The sequence below is a fragment of the Staphylococcus debuckii genome (assembly GCF_003718735.1).
Classification (GTDB): Bacteria; Bacillota; Bacilli; order Staphylococcales; family Staphylococcaceae; genus Staphylococcus; species Staphylococcus debuckii.
On sequence record NZ_CP033460.1, the window covers coordinates 2,276,048 to 2,295,563 of the forward strand.

The window sequence follows — 19,516 nt, forward strand, 5'->3', positions numbered from 1 at the left end:
GTATAATAATTATAGAAACACTTCAAAATTCACAATTGTCTAACTTCATAACGTGTAGTACACTAGGAACAATTAAGTTTATCAAGTTGTAAGTTGAGATACCGGGAGAATATCCGACTTACTCGATATGAAAGTGCAGAATAAACCACATTTTCTATCAACTTGGTTATGGGATTTTGTTTACTGCTATCTATGCATTCATCACAATTTTGTTTACATGCATTAGAGAATCCGTAGAGCAGGTGATTTTTATGACAAATATTTTATTTAAATTAGAATCTAAATATCCTTCGTTTACGAAAAGTGAAAAGAAAATTGCAGATTACATTCTACGCCGTCCTCAACAGATTTTGGATATGACCACGCATACACTTGCAAATCGAACCAATACAAGTCCTTCATCTGTAGTGCGCTTTGGTTATAAGGTTACTGACGGCGGATTTCAGGAATTAAAAACCGAAGTTTCAAAGTATATGTCAGCACGGACGCAACCTCGTCAATTAGAACTACAGGCAAATGAATCTTTAGAGACTATTAAACGTAAAATGCTGTCTCGAACTACTCAAACTTTATGCAAAGTTTCAGATGAAGTAAATGAAGCTGACATTGATAAAGTCTGCATGCAATTAAAACAAGCACGCACTGTTTTTATTTTTGGTTTCGGTGCCTCATATGTAGCAGCGAGAGATTTATTTCAAAAACTATCTCGTGTAGGAATTGACGCACATTGTATTGAAAGTGTGCATACGTTAATTAATATCATCGCTACACACGATGCTAGAGACTGCCTTTTCATTATTTCAAACAGCGGAGAACACAATGAATTAGAAGCGATAACTCGTGTGGCCTCTGATTATCATCTATTTTTGATTTCTCTTATGGGAAAGAAAGATAATCCGATTACACAATATACTGATGTCGATTTAATTTATGGAGAAACAGATGAAAGCGAAGTGCGCATGGCTGCTACCACTTCACTTACTGCACAACTCTTCATGATTAATGTGCTCTATTACCGCTATCTTTCATTAGACTTTTCAAATTCACTAGACTTAGTTACACAATCTAAGATGGCTTTGAATAACTATAAAAAACATTTATCAAATATAGAATTTGAACATTAAAGCGAGCTGAGATTATTAATTAGATCTCAGCTCGTTCTTTATTTTGCAGATTTTTAAATTATTCATGTATGGACTTTAGATGAAAAAAATCTTGTGAAAAAGAGCGGAAGGCGGACAGGATTTTGTTGCATTTTGGACAGCGGGAGAGAAAATTTGGGAAGTGTCTAGGCGACGTGGCCGAGCCTCGACACTTTCGCCAAAAGCTACATAAACAACAAAAGCTGAGACAAAACATTGTCCCAGCTTTCATTTCAAATCTTATTCTAAATATTGATCTTCCTTAGGCAATCTATCATAACCTCTAACAAAGTAATAAGCTGTCATAAAGGCTAAGAAAATTAAACCGATAACTACAGATACTACTGTTTCCTTATTAAATAACATACCTACTAATACTAATAATAAGAAAGCAATTGTTAAATAACTTGCCGCAACGCCTCCTGGCATTGTAAACGGATGTCCTTCTACTTCTTCAGGATGCAATCTGCGGAAACGAATATGACTGATTAAAATCATAAACCAAGGAATCATACCTGGTAAAATAGATGCACTATACACGTATACGAAAATACTATCTGCACCTTTGATAAACATTGGTAAAATAATATTCAAGATAACACCGACAAAAATACCGATAGCCATTGCTAATACTGTGTAGACAGGCACACCATTTTTCATAACCTTCAAGAAAACTTTCGGTAATTGCTTATGTTGCGCTAGTGTATAAATCATACGGCTGGCACTGAAGATACCTGAGTTACAGCCAGACATTGCTGCTGTTAATACTACGAAGTTGATTAAACCAGCCGCAAATGTAATACCTACTTTTGCAAATGTTTGTGTAAACGGGCTACCGATACTGCCAAGTTGATCCCAAGGATAAACTGTCACGATTACAAAAATTGCACCGATATAGAAAATCAAAATACGCCAGATAACACCGTTAACTGCTTTTTTAATATTCTTTTGAGGATCTTTTGTTTCTCCAGCTGTAATCCCTATCAATTCTACCCCTTGATAAGATCCTACAACAATAGATAAAGCAAAGAAGAAGCCGACCCAGCCATTTGGCATAAATCCACCGTGTGACCATAAGTTAGAAAAACCAATTGCATGGCCACCATTACCTAGGCCGAAGAAAATTAAACCAAATCCGGCAATAATCATTAAAATGATAGTTACAATTTTAATCATTGCAAACCAGAATTCAAATTCTCCGAAAGCTTTAACAGAAGCTAAGTTCGCGCCTGCTAATAAAACGATAACAATCACACCTGGAATCCATTCCGGTAATTCTGGGAACCAATATCGCATGTATTCCCCAACCGCAATGACTTCACTCATACCCACAACTACCCATTGGAAAATGTTGCTCCAAGCCGTTAAATATCCAGCCACCGGATGAATATAATCACTTGCAAAGTTTGCAAATGAACCCGTTGTTGGATGTAAATAAACCATTTCTCCCATTGCTCGCATAACTAAAAATAAAAATATACCTACAATCAGATAAGCAAAGATAACTGACGGCCCTGTCCATTTAATTGTGCTCGTTGCACCCATGAACAAACCTACGCCGATTGTGCCGCCTAAAGCGATCATTTGTATCTGTCTAGAGCTTAATCCCCGTTTTAATTGAGTTTCTTCCATTAGAAAATACCCCTTCTCTTTAACAAAATTTCCAGGCTCAGTCTTATTTCGATATTTCAACCCCGAATTAATTCCAATCGCTATCTTATTATCCGGTTCCCCTTTTTATGTCTGAAGATTGCGAAAAATAAATCAACTAAATATCTTATTTATATCGAAAGTAGCTCCTATGCCTAATGAGACTAATTATACTATAAAATTCTATGATTAAAACATAAAATTTACACTTTTATGTATGCGCTTTCATTATTTTATTTACAATGAAACAGAAATGCAGTCATCATAGTATTTCATGCAAATCGCACTCATCACAATAATGAATCCTTTAAGTTATGAAAATAACCATCCTTGTCGTTACGGAACTTTTATTATTTTCAATCCTTTTTATAAGAGTTTCATATTATTTTGATATTATAGCACGGAATTTGTTTAACATGCAATCTGACTTTTTGAATTTTCAGTATAATAGTTTGTTATCACTTGAAATTGATTCCCTTCTTTTTTATTATACTTCTCAATTTCTTGAGAAAATCTGCTTGATTAATTGGCATCAGCTTTATTTGCTTACTTTAATATTAGTTAATTTAAAATTTTTCACGATTCGGACATAATTAGCAAAATTACTCAAAAGTTATTTGTGAAAGTATTCACAAAAACGAACTTTCCAATTATAATAAATGCATTGCAAAAGTTGAAATTGCTCTTATTACATAAATCGAGAAGTTGTCTTCTCATATACAAGGAGTTTTTAGGATGAATCGTGAAAAGAATATCCGTTGGGATAAGGTATTTTATGGACGTCAGTGGGTTAAGGATGTTGTAGAAACCATCCGAACAAAAGACGTGCTGCAAGCGACATTTATGCGCCGTTATTTATTGCGTGCGATGATGGCTGGTTTTATTATTAGTATCATTTCAGTATTTGTACTTGCAATTAAAGCCAGTTTAATAGGTCAAGCAAGTCCTGGTGTTGTAAATATTATAGGCTCTATTGCCTTCAGCTTTGCATTGGTACTCATTTTGTTTACTAACTCAGAATTATTAACTAGTAACTTTATGTATTTTACAGTAGGAATGTACTATCGTGTTATTAAACCTTGGCGGGTATTCAAAATATTCATGCTCTGCTTCCTAGGTAATATCTTAGGCGCATTAGTCTTCTTCTTAATCTTACGTATGAGTGACAGCATGACACCTGATATGTTGAAACAACTTTCGGAAGTCATTCACCATAAAACTATGACAGCTAATTTCTTAGAATTACTGGCTAAGGGTATTTTCGCCAACTTCTTTATTAATATTTCATTAGTTATTGCCATGCAAATTGACGATATTTTAGCTAAAATGTTTGTCATGATGTTCGGCGTAGCCGTATTCGCATTTATGGGCTATGAACACGTCGTTTATAACGCTTGTCTATTTATTGGCGGTCTTATCTATCAGGTTGATGTTTTACATTTTTGGCCAGCAGTGCTTAATGTTATTGCAGCATTTATCGGCAACTATATCGGTGGCGACCTTATCATTGGTCTGTTCTATGCTTTCTTGAATGATCATCATCAATTTGAAAAAGAATGATTTATACAGGTCCTTTCCATTGATGTGTTATAATTTGACTAATCATGTTGAAAGGAGACGTCAGAATTGACTAAACAAATTGTCTCACGCGCTATTTTATATACGTTTATCTTCGGAGCATTATTCTTCTTCCTGAACCGTATGGGCAGTCATGAAACTGTGATGCATACTTTATTGCTATCTATCGTAGCTGCAGCAGCGTTCGGAATTTGTTATATTGCAATGTTCAGCGCGTTGACTTCTCCAGCTAGAAAAATAAAATTCGGTATTGTCCTCCCTATTACCGTCATCCTCGGTATTGTAATTGGTCAGCTCACAGGACATATGAAAATCGGAGTAGGTGCAGGTGTTATTTGCGGTATAGTCATAGTATTTCTCTGGGACCTATCATCAAAAGACAGAAATGGAGAATCTGAATGAAAATTATACTCATTGTTATTGTTATCATACTTTTAATCGCAAACTTGATACCAAATTATATGATGTATAAACGTTTAAAAGAAAACGGTGAAGCAACTTCACGTCGTGCTTTAATGATTGGTATAGATGCAATATTACTTTTATTAATCGTTGTAGGATTATATTTTGCAACTAAATAATTGAATTTATCTGGGTTGAGACAATTTTGAATGTCTTAACCCTTTTTTCTGCTATAGTTGAATTTTATAAAAAAGCGGACCTAGAACAAAATTTTGTCCCAGTCCCGCTCCCTCCCTTACATCTTTCCTTTTAAAATTAAGATATAACAAAGATAGGCAGTAATAAGATAAATCGTGGATCCTACCATAAATGCTCTGAATCGCACATTCATTGGTACCTTTTTATTAAAGATAGGTCCTAACACTAAATTGCCGATTGCAATAATAATAGGGCCTGCTAAAAAGAATAGAATTAACATTTGTTCACCTGCTATTTAAAAAATTCAGCGTCAATTTGATCCGCAGTCATATTCATTCCTACTAATTGCAAAGCATCAAAATTCATAATGGAAGTCATTGGATTCGTATTGACTATGACGCCTAACCCGGCACGTTCAGCAGCAGTAGCACCATTGACCGAATCCTCAATTGCTAAACAACTGCCTGGATTGAAATTCAGTTCTTGTACTGCTTTCAAATATAAGTCAGGTGCTGGTTTGACTTCTTCTACATCTTCCCTACCTACAATTACAGGAATACGTTCTGTTAATCCTAACGCATCTAAAGTGGGTTGAATATTAGAACGACTGCTGCTCGTGGCTATTGCCATCGGAATCTTTTTCTTATCTAATATATCCATTAAATGATTGATATTATCAATCATCGGCAAGTGGACACTTTGTGTATGATGAGACTCATATAATGCTTCCGTAGCTTCTACACCTATTTCATTTTCCAAATAGACATGTAATTCAGAAGCCGCGCCGCCAATAGAAGCACGATAATAATCGATTGAAATAGGAGTTTTTCCATACATTTTTAAATAATGATTAATTGTTTCGAATAAATGTTGCTCAGTATCTATAATTGTTCCATCGAAATCAAATACAACAGCTCTGTAATTCATATGTATTTATTCCTTCCTTGTAATTTAATTTCATCTTATCATATTTTATTTCTATGAAGTCTGAAAAAGTTTTTGTTTTCTCTACGTAGGTTCGTCCTAAAGTCCTAGTGAAATTTTGATTAAAGCGTGGTAAAATTTAAATGAATTTGAAACAGCACATATTAATTATAACCTCTTCTGAAATCAAATCCATCTTACATCTTCTGGAGGAATCGTCTATGTTTTTAGATAAATATGAAACATTTATTATTAACATCGGAAACTTATCGACATGGCTAAAACGCAGACACCTACTCACCATATGCAAGCAACTTCAAAGCAGCCAAGCTGTTCAAGCAGAGTTTATGAAAATACGCCAACAGCTTGTATTGAAAGTACACATTCCGAAATGCAATCTGCCCTATTTTATCAGTTTCCTAAGTTTTCATAACTATCCTATTTATCAAGTCTTACCATTATCTCAAAAAGAATTTATATTCCAAACTGATTCAAATATTGAAGCGATGATGCATTTCAAATTAAAAATTGATGGTTTGCAAGATGTTTTTATCAAAGATAAAATTATCGACATTATGCAATATATGTCACATCAAGAGGATATAAATTATATCTTAACTTCTCAATATATTGATATTTCGTGTACGCCTCAAGTCCTTTCAAAATTAATTCATGCTTTAGCTACGAAAAATATTGATGTGTTAGGTGCAAACTATCGTCCGAAAGTCTCTCAATATAAGCACAGTACGATTTCTTAGTAATGGAAGATTATATTGGGTATAACAAAATTAAATGTATCGTTCTTAATTGGCCTCAAAAGTGCTTTTAACCGCTTTTGAGGTCATTTTTAACCCTCCCTCACTATTTTTAATGGAAGCGTTGTCTTTTTGTAAAGTTAATATTAAAATAATATTAATGTTTTGTAAAAAGGAGGCGTTTCTATGTTTAATTTTTTAAAACCCCCTTCTCCTCGACAACCATTGCCGAGCGATGAAGTGGACCATACATATAAAAAATTAAGGTTACAAGTATTTTTAGGGATTTTTATCGGTTATGCAGGCTATTATTTATTGCGTAAGAACTTTTCATTAGCGATGCCTGATTTAATTGATCAAGGCTTCAGCAAAGGAGAATTAGGTATTGCGTTATCTGCTGTGTCTATTGCTTATGGGTTCAGTAAATTTGTAATGGGGATGGTTAGTGACCGTAGTAATGCTAGGATTTTCCTAAGTTTGGGTTTAATACTGACAGCGATTGTAAACTTGCTCTTAGGGTTTGTGCCTTTCTTCACTTCGAGCATACTGATTATGTTTATTATGCTCTTCTTGAACGGTTGGTTCCAAGGTATGGGTTGGCCGCCGTCCGGACGTGTCTTAGTCCATTGGTATAGTGTCAGCGAGCGTGGCAGTAAGACTGCTTTATGGAACGTCGCACACAACGTTGGTGGCGGTTTAATGGCACCGATTGCCACATGGGGAATTTCAATGACTGCTATGTATAATTTCGGTTATTTAAAAGGCTTTGAAGGTGCTTTTATTTATCCAGCCCTATTTGCGATTGTGATTGCGATTATCACTTTCTTCTTAGTTAGGGATACACCGCAATCTCAAGGACTTCCGCCTATTGAAGTCTATCGCGATGATTATCCTAATGCTTCAAAAGAAACCATGGAGACTGAATTGACTACAAAAGAAATTCTCTTCAAATATGTATTGAACAATAAGTGGGTATGGGCGATTGCCTTTGCCAACATCTTTGTCTATTTCGTACGTTATGGGGTGCTAGATTGGGCACCAGTGTATCTTAGTGAGGAAAAACATTTTGATATGAAAGCATCTGGTTGGGCGTACTTCTTATATGAATGGGCCGGAATACCTGGTACATTGCTGTGCGGTTGGCTGTCAGATAAATTATTTAAAGGCCGTCGTGGTCCTGCTGGATTCTTCTTCATGTTAGGCGTGACGATTTTCGTGCTTATCTATTGGTTGAACCCTGCCGGCCATCCTTGGATAGACAATCTTTCCTTAGTAGCAATCGGCTTCTTAATCTATGGCCCTGTAATGTTGATTGGGTTGCAAGCACTTGATTATGTTCCGAAAAAAGCTGCCGGAACAGCCGCTGGACTCACTGGATTATTCGGTTACTTGTTCGGTGCAGTGATGGCGAATATTATCTTAGGATTTGTCGTTGATCATTTTGGATGGAACGTTGGTTTCATGTTGCTTACCGTTATCAGTATACTAGCAATGTTGAGCTTCATCTTAACTTGGAATAAACGTGGTCAAGAAACAGTTTAATCTATAAAAAAGAAGCGGTACATGTTCACTACAAAGTGACGTACCGCTTCTTTTTCTTCTAAATTTTAAAATTCTTCTTGTTCTTTCTGCATTTCTGTTAAAATATCTTGCAGCTTAATAAACATGTTCTCAAAGCCGTGCGCTGTTGAGTCATGATATTCTTTTTTCTGTTGCTTATATTCCAAGGTAGTCCAGCGTCGTTCTTTCGGAACAACAGCAGTATATCGGAAATTCATTTGTGTAATGTCAGCACCTGGTTCACGTTCAAAGATTTCAACTTCGATAGTATCTTCTTTGTCGCTTAATTCAGGCATGCCGATAGTCATCACAATACGGTTCGGTGCTTCTAGTTCTTGGAAGACACCCGTAATCTTATTCATCTTGCCATTGCGTTCATCAACGATTTCGTAACGTCGTCCTTCTTCAGGAATCAAGTCGATGGATTTATTAGTTCTATTTGAAGTCATAAACCAACGTCTCATAATATCAGCATCTGTCCACGCTTGATAAATCAATTCAGGATTAATACGCATTAATCGTTCCAACGAAATGACTACTACGTCATTTTCTATGTTATATCTTGCCACTCTGTCGTCACCTACTTTCACACTTAACCATATTTTAACGTATTTCTAGTACATAAGCCAAAGTAATCGTCCTCTAGCTGCTTCACTTTATGCACCGTTTTGTTAGTTTTGCAACAAGATTACTTTAACATTTTTCTTGTGCGAAAGTAAAAATTAATTATGCCCCTTTTCCAGCTTTCTTTTTATTTAATCTAGGAAGATTAAAAATAATTGCTACTAATCCGCATAAACCGAGCATCACTGGATAAATGGAATAAGGCATTAACATAAAGGGTGAAACACCGGCTACTCCTGCTGCTGCGATGACTTGCGGGCTATAAGGTAATAAACCTTGGAAACAGCTGCCGAAAATGTCTAGGATACTGGCCGACTTTCTAGGGTCGATGTTATATTCATCTGCAATATTTTTAGCTAATGGACCGGCCATTAAAATAGAAATCGTGTTGTTGGCTGTAGAAATATCTGCAGCACTCACTAAGCTTGCAATCCCAATTTCTGCGCCACGTCTGGATTTCACACGGCTACGCACAAAGTTCAGCAGCCAAGTAATACCGCCATAGTGTTGAATCAATCCAATTAAACCGCCGATCATCAAAGCAATAATCGCAATGTCTTCCATGCCAATCATACCTTCGGAGGCCGCTTTCAAGAATTTAATCCAATTAAACGATCCATCTAATAAACCAATAATTCCAGATAGCACCGTTCCTCCGATTAGTACAATAATTACATTGACTCCGATCAGCGCTAGAATTAATACTAATAAGTAAGGAATGACTTTAATCAGGTCATAGTCATAATTCTTCGCGTTGTTGATACTGGCGCTATGCGTTAAAATACCCAGAATAATCATTGAGATTATTGCACCAGGCAAGACAATCCGAAAGTTCACTTTAAATTTGTCACTCATACGTGTATTTTGCGTACGTACAGCAGCGATAGTAGTATCTGAAATCATCGATAAATTGTCACCGAACATTGCGCCGCCAACTACGGTCGCCATAGCAAGTGCAGATGGAATATCCGTTGCTTGGCTGATTCCGAATCCTACGGGTGCAATAGCGGCTACTGTCCCTACCGAAGTCCCCATAGAAATCGATACAAACATACAGATGACGAATAATCCGATAATCAGCAAGTTGCCGGGGATTAAGGATAACCCTAAGTTAACGGTAGATTTTACGCCTCCCATATCTTCAGTTACTTGTGAAAAAGCTCCTGCAAGTACAAATATCAAGACCATCAGAATAATGTTGGAATGGCCTGCTCCTTTAGTAAAAACTTCTACTTTCTCAGCAAATTTCTGTTTGCGATTCATCAGCAATGCCACTATGACTGCAATCGTAATCGCAATATTCAAGGGCATTTTCGTAAAGTCGCCTGTAATAATACCGACGCCTAAAAATAAACCCACGAAGACAATCAAAGGTATCAGTGCAAAAGCATTACCTTTCTTTTTCTCTTCAGTCATCTTCTACTCCACACCTCTCGTTTCATAAATAAAAAACCTTTTTTCTGCGCTAAGAAAAAAGGATAAATATATCAATTCTTATCTCTTAGCAATCGATTGCTACGGGACTTGGCACACGCGTTTCCATGTTGCCGAGGCTTCAAAGTGCCCTTCACTCCACCTCTCTTGATAAGCACTATTTATTTTTAAATTGTGAATCTTTTTAAACTTATCACGCTCAACGGCTTGCGTCAATTATCTGAAGTTTAACTTTGGTTAAGCATTTATTCAGTCGGGCGTTGAATCGTAAATTCTTCACCTAGTTTCACATAATCGTTTCCTGCTAAACGTCCTACAGGCTGCAAGGCTTGCATATTAATCTTGAACGGATCCATATAGACCGCATCGTCAATATGATATTGTACCACGCGTCCGATGATTAAATCATTACCTGTTTCATCGTCGCCTAATTCAATGAGACGATCTAATTTACATTCGAAGCGGATACTTGCCCCTTCAATTGCAGGGACGTCGACTACAGTAGAAGGAATTGTTTTAAAGTCCGTACGTTCTAATTCATTTTCTGTCGGCGCAATAGGTGCGGCTGTTTGGTTGATGCCTTCAATCATGGAAAGTTGAGAAATATGCACTACAAACTCACCCATTGTCTCGATGTTCACAGACGTATCTTTACGTTTGCCGTTAATACGTGCCGTTGAGATCATAATCATCGGCGGTTCACTACTCACTACATTAAAAAAGCTGAAAGGCGCCGCATTAAGATTACCTTCTTTATCTTGAGAGGTCACAAACGCAATAGGACGTGGCAATACACTACCACTCAATAATTTATAATTATCTTTCTGTGTTAACTCATTCGGATCGAATTGTTTCATACTCACACCTCATTTTATTTATAATTGGTAGTTTTATAGTAGGAAAAATCAACGCTAATTGCTAATGACTTGTTCATGACGACTCGCCTTTCTCCATTCAAAAACCCCCGGCTGCTCTTGCCGAGGGGAGTGTAGGAGATGGAGCTACTCTTCTAAGGTTTCTTTTCCAGAGCAGCAGTTTAATTAATTTGTTTACCGCCTGTGACACCATAGACTTGTCCTGTTGTATAGCTGGATTCGTCTGAAGCTAAAAGAACGTAAGTGCTGGCTAATTCAACAGGTTGGCCTGAACGTCCCATCATAGATTGTTGGCCGAATTCTGGAATTTTATCTTGCGGTTGTCCGCCTGAGATTTGTAATGGTGACCAGAATGGACCAGGTGCGACTGAATTGACACGGATGCCTCTTTCGATCAATTCTTTAGCAAGGCTCTTAGTCAAGGAAATAATCGCTGCTTTAGTTGCGGCATAGTCATGCAACAATGGATTCGGGTCATAACCTTGGATAGAAGTTGTCGTTGTGATTGTGCCGCCTGGTTTCAAGTATTCTAAAGCCTTTTGCGTCGTCCAAAAGATTGGATAGACGTTTGTTTCAAAGGTATTCGTAAAGTCTTCTGTTTTGAAGTCTTCGAATTTCTCATGATATTGTTGATAGCCTGCCACCATTGTGACGTTGTCTAATCCGCCTAGACGGTCGTTTGCGAATTCTACAAGTTCATAGTTGAAATCTTCGTTCGTAATATCGCCTGGTAATAAATATACTGTTCCGCCTTTGCCTTCAATGACTTGTTTCACTTCTTGTGCATCGTCTTCTTCTCTAGGATGATAATTGATAACCACTGATGCGCCTTCTCTGGCATAAGCGATTGCTACAGCGCGTCCGATAGCTGAGTCGCCGCCAGTTACTAACATTTTCAATCCTTCTAAACGACCATGTCCTTCATATGACTCCTCACCGCAATCGGGTTTCGGTTCCATGTCTTTTTGCAGACCTGGCCAAGGTTGTTCTTGTTTAGGAAAATCTTTATCTGTAAATTTTTTGCGTGGATCTGGAAGTGCCATTTCTATCACTCCTAATAAGATTTGATAGTTTTGTTATACCCTGCCTTTAAAATTCCATTCATGATTACATTAAAATAACTTTTGAATTAATTTAACAAGATAATCAGGCGCTGTTTCCAAAATTCGTTCATCAGGTTGATACTTCGGATGATGCAAATCATAGTCACTTTCAGAACCAATAAAGGCAAATACTCCAGGCACAGTATCGCTCAGCGCTGAAAAATCTTCTCCGATTGTTTTCGGTTCTGCAAGGATTTGGACACTGTAGCCCGTCTCTTCAGCCGCTTCAACCGCCTTCTCTGTCAACGCTTCATCGTTTATTACAGCATTCGGCAAATGGATATATTCAAGTTCAATCTCTGCATCAAACGCTTTTCCAATTCCTGCACATAAATCCTGCAAGCGTCCCTCTGCCTTTGCTCTCGTTGCAGCATTAAAGGTACGCACCGTGCCCTGCATATAAGCTTGGTCCGGAATCACATTCCACGTATTGCCTGCTGAGACTTCGCCAATCGTTACCACCGCTGAATCAAACGCAGAGACATTACGGCTGACAATCGATTGAATGCTAGTCATCAATTGCCCTAAGATAATCATCGGGTCGTTGCTTTCCTCAGGTTTCGCAGCATGTCCTCCTTTGCCTTGAATATGTATCGCAAAGCGGTCTACCGCTGAAGTCATCGCACCCGACTTAATCGCAAACTCGCCCACTTTCAAAGTCGGATCATTGTGAAAGCCCGTAACTACTTTCACCCCGTCTAGTACACCTGCATCCACCATCTGCTGTGCTCCGCTTCCTACCTCTTCAGCTGCTTGAAACAAAATTCGTACACGCCCTGGCAACTCCGCTTCTCGCGCTTTCAACTGCATTGTCGCTGCTAAAATAGTCGTCATGTGAATGTCATGTCCGCAAGCATGCATCACACCGTCAGCAGTCGAGCGAATTTCACTGTCGACCTGCTCTAATATCGGCAACGCATCAATATCCGTACGCAATGCTACAACCTCCTCGCCTTGCCCTACCTCTGCGACCAGACCCGTTTGTAAAGGATAATCTACAATTTTAATCTCATGTTCCTCTAATATTTTTCTTAGACGCTTCGTTGTTTCAAACTCTGCATACGACACTTCCGGGTGCCGGTGAAACACACGTCTCCATTTCTTAACTTGATTGATGTCTGTCATCTTTCCCACTTCCTTTTCCGAAAAAATAAAACACTAGATAGATGGCTGTACCAGAGAGTACGCCGAACGCTAAGTTATTCGTGGCCAAAGTGACCACCATAGTTATTAAAATCGTTGCGGTATTACGTACAGGTGCTTCCTTAATCGCAGTCCAAGTTCTTCTGTCAAATGTATTGAAAGCAATAGATACTAATACAGTGGCCAATACGACCATCGGAATTAAAGATATAACTGGACCTAGTACATAGATGGTAAGCAGCAAGAAGAAAGCCGTGACTAAAGTTGAAAAACGTGCGGTCGCTCCAATCTTCACATTAAATTTAGATTGACCTACTAAAGCACTGCCCCCAAATCCTCCGAATAATCCAGAAGCAAAATTCGCTAACCCTTGAGCCGCGGACTCTTGATTCTCATTACTTCTTACATTCGTCAATACATCTAAAGCCTTGGCAGTCAACAGCGATTGAAGTGTGCCTACTATTGCCATCGTCAATCCATAACCCAGGATGGTACCTAACGCGTGAGAATGTGTGAAGAGTGGCAGCACTTCCCATTGCAATTTCGGGATGACCACATGAATATCAGCTAAATCATGTACATATTTCAAGTTCGGATGCAGTGTGTGCGCCACAAGTGTCAGCACGACAATAGAAACCAGCGGCGCGGGAATAAATCTGATCCAGCGCGGTACTAGCCAAATAATTAAAAATGATAATACTGCAAAGATATAAGTAGCAGTTGAAATCCCAAAGATGCTTGGAAATTGCGAGGACATTAAGAGTAGTGCGAGTGCATTCATAAATCCGATGACTACGGCTACTGGAATGCGATCAATCAATCGGCCTACTTTAAAAATGCCGAATAGCATTTGCAAAATACCCATTACCATACTGGCAGCAATTAAATACATAGGGCCATGACTGGCGACAAGAGGTGCGGCCACCAATGCAATGCCGCTGCTCGGTCCGGTAATCATCAACGTACGCCCTGCAGTAAAACTTAAAACCACCATCATTATTCCCATACTTAATAATCCGATGGAAGGATTCATTCCAACGATAAATGAGTAAGCAATCGCACCAGGCAAGGCTGAAAGGGCAATTAAGATACCTGCAAATATATTATCTTTCGCGCTTCCTTGCCATTCTTCAGCATAACTTTCAATTCTCACGACTGCTCTCTCCTTCTCTTTCTGTATTCCTATATCTTAACATAATTGTCAGAATATTTTAGACGTTTGTGCTTATAGGCCATAAAAAAAGAGCTGCAATACTTGTTCGTTCAAGTACTGCAGCTCTCATTATATTTACTTAATGATTAAGCTTTGCTTTTTTCAGATTCAGTATTAACTTTGATAGTATTATCGATAAATAATTTACCATCTTTGTAAACATTTTCAGCATGGTTGATACCATAATGATATAGAATATATTCATAATTTGGCGCATCCCAAATGACAAAGTTTGCATCGTCGCCAGTTTCTAACGTACCTGCATCAGCATCAATGGCTTTCGCAGCGTTCACTGTGACTGCATTCCATACTTCATTTGGCGATAATTTCAATTTCAAGCTGGCAATTGTCATGACTAATTGAAGATTGTTCGTCACGTTACTGCCTGGGTTGAAGTCTGATGCAATAGCAATGGCACCATTATTTTCAAGCATGCCACGTGCATCTGCGTAACTTTCTTTATCAAGGTAGAACGTTGTTCCTGGTAATAATACTGCTACTGTGTTGCTGTCATGCAAGGCTTTTTTATCTTCTTCACTGGAAGCCACTAAGTGGTCGCCAGAAATCGCATTTTCTTCAATTGCTAGACCTAAACCGCCTAATGGATCGATTTCATCTGCATGAATTTTCACATCAAAGCCTGCATCTTTTGCTGCTTGCATATATTTTCTAGATTCTTCTACTGAGAACACACCTGTTTCACAGAAGATATCCGCGAAGTCAGCATATTGTTTCATTTCAGGCAGCAAGTCAATCATTTCTTGCAAGAAGGCTTCGCTAGATTCCGCTTCTTCAGGCACCGCATGCGGTCCTAAGAATGTGTGTTTCATTGTAATGCCGTATTTATCTTCTAGTTCATGAGACACTTTTAATTGTTTCAATTCGTTATCTTTATTTAAGCCGTAACCGCTTTTACTTTCTACAGTCAAGACACCATAAGACATGATTTCACGCAAGGCTTTATCTGTTTTCTTGAATAACTCTTCTTCAGTTGCTTCACGAGTTGCTTTTACTGTAGAAAGAATGCCGCCGCCTTGTTCTAAGATTTCCAAGTAAGAAGCGCCTTGGCGTTTCAGTGCCATTTCATGTTCTCTAGAACCGCCGAAGACTAAATGCGTGTGTGCATCTACTAATGCAGGTGAAATAACCTTGCCTGTTGCATCAATTGTTTCTTTACCTTCATATTCATCTGAATGCGGTCCAGCGTAAACAACCTTACCGTTATCTACTACGACTGTGCCGTCTTCTACTACATTCAATTGATCAAGCTCTTTACCTTTTAAAGGTTTGTCTGTCTTTTTCGGTAAAATTAACTGTGCAATATTTTGGATTACTAAATCATTACTCATGAGAATCTTGCTCCTTTAACATTGGAATATCGACACCTTTTTCTTTCGCTGTTTCAATCGCAATTTCATATCCTGCGTCAGCGTGTCTTACTACACCCATACCCGGATCTGTTGTTAATACACGTTTTAAGCGTTCGTCAGCACGTTCAGAACCATCTGCAACAATTACCATACCTGCGTGTAATGAATAACCCATACCTACACCGCCACCGTGGTGGAAGGAAATCCAAGAACCGCCTGCTGCTGTATTAATTAAAGCATTTAAGACTGCCCAGTCGCCTACTGCATCTGAACCATCTCTCATAGATTCAGTTTCACGGTTTGGAGAAGCTACTGAACCTGAATCTAAGTGGTCACGTCCAATAACGATAGGCGCTGAAATTTCACCATTACGTACAAGTTCATTTAATTTCAAGCCCATTTTTGCACGGTCGCCATAACCTAACCAAGCGATACGAGATGGTAAGCCTTGGAACGCAATTTTTTCGTCTGCCATATCTAACCAACGCAATAATTTTTCATCTTCAGGGAAGAGTTCACGCATAGCTTCGTCAGCACGTTCAATATCTTTAGGATCTCCACTTAACGCTGCAAAACGGAAAGGTCCTTTACCTTCACAGAATAATGGACGGATATACGCAGGAACGAATCCAGGGAAGTCAAAGGCATGTTCTTCGCCTTCATCAAAGGCCACTTGACGAATGTTGTTACCATAGTCAAATGCGACTGCTCCGCGTTTTTGGAATTCTAACATTTCAGAAACGTGTTTTTTCATAGATTGAGAAGATAATCTCACATATTCTTCTGGATTTTCTTCACGTAATTTATCTGCTTCTTCTAGAGATAACCCTTCTGGAACGTAACCGTTTAATGGGTCATGTGCTGAAGTTTGGTCTGTAATCACGTCAATTTTGAAATCACGTTTTAAGATTTCTTCATACACTTCTGGTGCATTGCCCACTAAGCCGATAGATAACGGTTTACCCGCTTCTTTAGCTTCTTGCGCTTTTTCTAAAGCTTCATCAAGTGAGTATGTGATAACGTCGCAATAGCGTGTTTCGATACGTTTTTCAATACGAGTCGGGTCTACATCTACACCGATGACAACACCTTCGTTCATTGTTACAGCTAACGGTTGCGCTCCGCCCATACCACCTAATCCGGCAGTTAAAGTAATGGTACCTTTTAAAGAACCGTCAAAGTGTTGATTTGCTAATTCTGCAAATGTTTCATAAGTTCCTTGTACGATACCTTGAGAACCGATGTAAATCCAGCTGCCGGCAGTCATTTGGCCGTACATTATCAAACCTTTTTTATCTAACTCATGGAAGTGATCCCAGTTTGCCCATTTTGGGACTAATACCGAGTTAGACAGCAATACACGCGGTGCTTCTTTATGCGTCTTGAACACAGCTACTGGTTTACCTGATTGGACTAACATTGTTTCGTCATCTTCTAAACGACGTAATGTATCGACAATCGCATCAAATGCTTCCCAGTTTCTGGCAGCTTTACCGATACCACCATAAACGACTAATTTATCAGGATGTTCTGCTACTTCTGGATCCAAGTTATTGTACAACATTCGTAGAACCGCTTCTTGTTCCCATCCTTTACATTCGATTTCTAAACCTTTTTTCGCTTTGATTTGTCTGCCGTTTGCAGTTGCATCTTTAGTCATAATCAATCTCTCCTTTGTTTAAGTTCTTTTTTTAAAAAATAAGTAGAGCGAATGGAATCGCAATCAATAGTGTCAAAGCCACACGGATAAACCAGATAAGCACTAATTTCCAGACTGGAATTTTAATATCTGTGGCCATAATACAAGGTACTAATGCAGAGAAGAAAATAATTGCAGAAATACTTGTGATTGCAGTTACAAATTTCACGGCCATTGTCGCTTTCACTGCGATTAATGAGGGTAAGAACATTTCAATAATTGAGATTGCCGACGCTTTAGCCAGCAATGCTTTATCACCTATCGGGAAGAGATAGATAAATGGGTAGAAAATGTAACTTAACCAATCAATAATCGGTGTGAAGTTTGCCAGTAACAAGCCGACAAAACCGATGGATAGAATAGATGGTAAAATCGCCATCGTCATCTCAAGTCCATCTTTGACATTCAGCCAAATATTTTTCAGCAATGGAAGTGAATCATGTGATTGGCGTTTCGCTTCGTCGTAAGCTGCTTTAAAACGACTGCCGTTCACTTCCACTTCTTTATCGCCTTCTTGACCTTCATAGTATTCTTCTGACTCATTACGAATCGGCGGTAAGTGTGCCGAAATAGCAGTAACCGCGAAGGTAATCACTAAAGTACTCCAGAAGAATAAATTCCAGTGCGCCATTAAATCTAAAGTATTCGCCACGATCACCATGAAAGTAGCGGAGACTGTTGAGAAGCCGGTTGCGATAATCACTGCTTCTTTCTTGTTATACATCCCATCTTTGTATACACGGTTCGTAATCAACAATCCTAATGAATAACTCCCTACGAAAGAAGCCACTGCATCGACCGCTGATTTACCCGGCGTTTTGAATAATGGACGCATGACCGGCTGCATCAGAACACCGATGTATTCTAGTAAACCGTAGCCTACTAATAATGAAAGTGCGATTGCACCGATTGGAATCAAAATACTTAACGGCAACATCAGTTTGTCGAATAAAAATGGACCATAATCTTGTTTGAACAATAATGCCGGACCAAATTTAAATACATACATGATACCAATGACTGCTCCAAGCACTTTAAAAAGTACAATAATAAAGTCAGTGACTGACTTCTTGAAATCTTGTCTGACGATCGGCAAGCCTGCCCCGGCTAAAATTAATAGCAATGCCACATAGGGCATGGCCGGACCGAGCAGTTGTCGCACCCATAAGTGCACATGGTCTACGAGAATCGTGTTCGTGCCGCCGATAGTTACCGGAACGAAGAAACAGAGAATTCCAATAAAGCTGAATACGTAAAACCGCCACATTTTTACCCCTTTTTCACTTTGAGCGGGTTGCGTATCAGATTGGAGTTCCATCTCCTCAGATAGTAAGTTTGCTTCAGTTTTCATACTTGACACCCCTTTGTTTTACAAGCATGTGAAAGCTGTCTGATTATGATTGAACCTAGATGACTTAAGCTCCATATCATACTATTCACTGAATCTTATATATAGTTGTCGATGTGCTGCAAGCAGTGAAAGCATCCTTTCCCCTTCGATGCTTCACTTGCTTGAAAAATCCTATTAATCATTTCTCCCTGCAAAAGATGGCAAGCGGATATCACTTGAGGAAAATTGATAGAAATGAAGTTTGCTTCAATATCATCTCAAATTGCCATTTCAATTTGATAGAGGAAAATTGATAGAAATGAAGTTTGCTTCAATATCATCTCAAATTGCCATTTCAATTTGATAATAGAAATAAAATTCATTTCTTGAATTTTCCAAATATTCAATCTGTAATAAGATGTAATATCCCTTGCATCACAATTTAAGTATAATATGCTACGATATAAGCATCAAATATAAATAAACTAATTATTTATAGTTTCAAGCTATAAATCT

18 protein-coding genes and 1 riboswitch are annotated in these 19,516 nt (G+C 38.4%); of the genes, 6 read left to right on the forward strand and 12 right to left on the reverse strand.

The annotated features are described in order from the left end of the window. Positions 1-251 precede the first annotated feature (251 nt). The gene (locus CNQ82_RS11060; protein WP_123145289.1) at positions 252-1,124 is read left to right on the forward strand and encodes a MurR/RpiR family transcriptional regulator; all 873 of its coding nucleotides are present in this window, start codon (positions 252-254) and stop codon (positions 1,122-1,124) included. Positions 1,125-1,382: 258 nt separating this feature from the next. Here the strand turns inward: CNQ82_RS11060 and CNQ82_RS11065 are convergent, their stop codons facing one another. Further along, positions 1,383-2,774, reverse strand: coding sequence for an amino acid permease (locus CNQ82_RS11065; RefSeq protein ID WP_123145290.1), 1,392 nt, complete (start codon positions 2,772-2,774; stop codon positions 1,383-1,385). Between the two features lie 753 nt (positions 2,775-3,527). Between CNQ82_RS11065 and CNQ82_RS11070 the strand changes: the two genes are divergently transcribed. The 3 genes from CNQ82_RS11070 to CNQ82_RS11080 all read left to right on the forward strand — a co-directional run bounded on the left by CNQ82_RS11070 (position 3,528) and on the right by CNQ82_RS11080 (position 4,951). Then, positions 3,528-4,352, forward strand: a complete 825-nt coding sequence (locus tag CNQ82_RS11070; protein WP_123145291.1) for a formate/nitrite transporter family protein — start codon at positions 3,528-3,530, stop codon at positions 4,350-4,352. 66 nt (positions 4,353-4,418) lie between these two features. Further along, the gene (locus CNQ82_RS11075; RefSeq protein ID WP_123145292.1) at positions 4,419-4,772 is read left to right on the forward strand and encodes a hypothetical protein; all 354 of its coding nucleotides are present in this window, start codon (positions 4,419-4,421) and stop codon (positions 4,770-4,772) included. Next, positions 4,769-4,951, forward strand: a complete 183-nt coding sequence (locus CNQ82_RS11080; RefSeq protein WP_095103880.1) for a hypothetical protein — start codon at positions 4,769-4,771, stop codon at positions 4,949-4,951. The genes CNQ82_RS11075 and CNQ82_RS11080 overlap by 4 nt, the downstream gene beginning before the upstream one ends. A gap of 116 nt (positions 4,952-5,067) precedes the next feature. On the opposite strand, the gene CNQ82_RS11085 is transcribed toward CNQ82_RS11080, so the two are convergent. Both CNQ82_RS11085 and CNQ82_RS11090 read right to left on the reverse strand, forming a co-directional pair. Then, positions 5,068-5,250, reverse strand: coding sequence for a hypothetical protein (locus CNQ82_RS11085; protein ID WP_095103878.1), 183 nt, complete (start codon positions 5,248-5,250; stop codon positions 5,068-5,070). An 11-nt stretch (positions 5,251-5,261) separates the two neighbouring features. Then, the gene (locus tag CNQ82_RS11090) at positions 5,262-5,897 is read right to left on the reverse strand and encodes an HAD family hydrolase (RefSeq protein ID WP_123145293.1); all 636 of its coding nucleotides are present in this window, start codon (positions 5,895-5,897) and stop codon (positions 5,262-5,264) included. Between the two features lie 218 nt (positions 5,898-6,115). On the opposite strand from CNQ82_RS11090, the gene CNQ82_RS11095 reads away from it, so the two are divergent. Both CNQ82_RS11095 and glpT read left to right on the forward strand, forming a co-directional pair. Beyond that, positions 6,116-6,652, forward strand: a complete 537-nt coding sequence (locus CNQ82_RS11095; RefSeq protein ID WP_123145294.1) for a hypothetical protein — start codon at positions 6,116-6,118, stop codon at positions 6,650-6,652. A 183-nt stretch (positions 6,653-6,835) separates the two neighbouring features. Next, complete coding sequence (glpT, locus tag CNQ82_RS11100; RefSeq protein WP_123145295.1) at positions 6,836-8,191, forward strand: glycerol-3-phosphate transporter; 1,356 nt, start codon at positions 6,836-6,838, stop codon at positions 8,189-8,191. A 65-nt stretch (positions 8,192-8,256) separates the two neighbouring features. Here glpT and CNQ82_RS11105 read toward each other — a convergent pair whose 3' ends face one another. The 9 genes from CNQ82_RS11105 to CNQ82_RS11145 form a co-directional block, all read right to left on the reverse strand. Continuing rightward, the gene (locus CNQ82_RS11105; protein ID WP_095103870.1) at positions 8,257-8,778 is read right to left on the reverse strand and encodes an SRPBCC family protein; all 522 of its coding nucleotides are present in this window, start codon (positions 8,776-8,778) and stop codon (positions 8,257-8,259) included. 157 nt (positions 8,779-8,935) lie between these two features. Continuing rightward, positions 8,936-10,249 (reverse strand): Na+/H+ antiporter NhaC family protein, encoded by a 1,314-nt coding sequence (locus tag CNQ82_RS11110; RefSeq protein ID WP_123145296.1) that lies wholly within the window; start codon positions 10,247-10,249, stop codon positions 8,936-8,938. Positions 10,250-10,324: 75 nt separating this feature from the next. Beyond that, a riboswitch (SAM riboswitch) is annotated at positions 10,325-10,424 on the reverse strand. Positions 10,425-10,512: 88 nt separating this feature from the next. Then, positions 10,513-11,124 carry a flavin reductase family protein gene (locus CNQ82_RS11115; RefSeq protein ID WP_123145297.1) on the reverse strand — a complete coding sequence of 204 codons (612 nt, stop codon included), beginning with the start codon at positions 11,122-11,124 and terminating at the stop codon, positions 10,513-10,515. 179 nt (positions 11,125-11,303) lie between these two features. Beyond that, complete coding sequence (locus CNQ82_RS11120; RefSeq protein WP_123145298.1) at positions 11,304-12,185, reverse strand: SDR family oxidoreductase; 882 nt, start codon at positions 12,183-12,185, stop codon at positions 11,304-11,306. Positions 12,186-12,254: 69 nt separating this feature from the next. Beyond that, positions 12,255-13,370 carry an amidohydrolase gene (locus CNQ82_RS11125; protein ID WP_123145299.1) on the reverse strand — a complete coding sequence of 372 codons (1,116 nt, stop codon included), beginning with the start codon at positions 13,368-13,370 and terminating at the stop codon, positions 12,255-12,257. Beyond that, entirely contained in the window at positions 13,348-14,541 is a 1,194-nt protein-coding gene (locus CNQ82_RS11130; protein WP_123145300.1) for a SulP family inorganic anion transporter, read from the reverse strand. The genes CNQ82_RS11125 and CNQ82_RS11130 overlap by 23 nt, the downstream gene beginning before the upstream one ends. A 146-nt stretch (positions 14,542-14,687) precedes the next feature. Beyond that, positions 14,688-15,950, reverse strand: coding sequence for an imidazolonepropionase (hutI, locus tag CNQ82_RS11135; RefSeq protein WP_123145301.1), 1,263 nt, complete (start codon positions 15,948-15,950; stop codon positions 14,688-14,690). Further along, positions 15,943-17,631, reverse strand: a complete 1,689-nt coding sequence (gene hutU, locus CNQ82_RS11140; RefSeq protein WP_123145302.1) for a urocanate hydratase — start codon at positions 17,629-17,631, stop codon at positions 15,943-15,945. Before hutU ends, hutI begins: the two co-directional genes overlap by 8 nt. 31 nt (positions 17,632-17,662) lie before the next feature. Further along, positions 17,663-18,988, reverse strand: a complete 1,326-nt coding sequence (locus tag CNQ82_RS11145) for a YjiH family protein (RefSeq protein ID WP_240624950.1) — start codon at positions 18,986-18,988, stop codon at positions 17,663-17,665. Between the last annotated feature and the right edge of the window lie 528 nt (positions 18,989-19,516).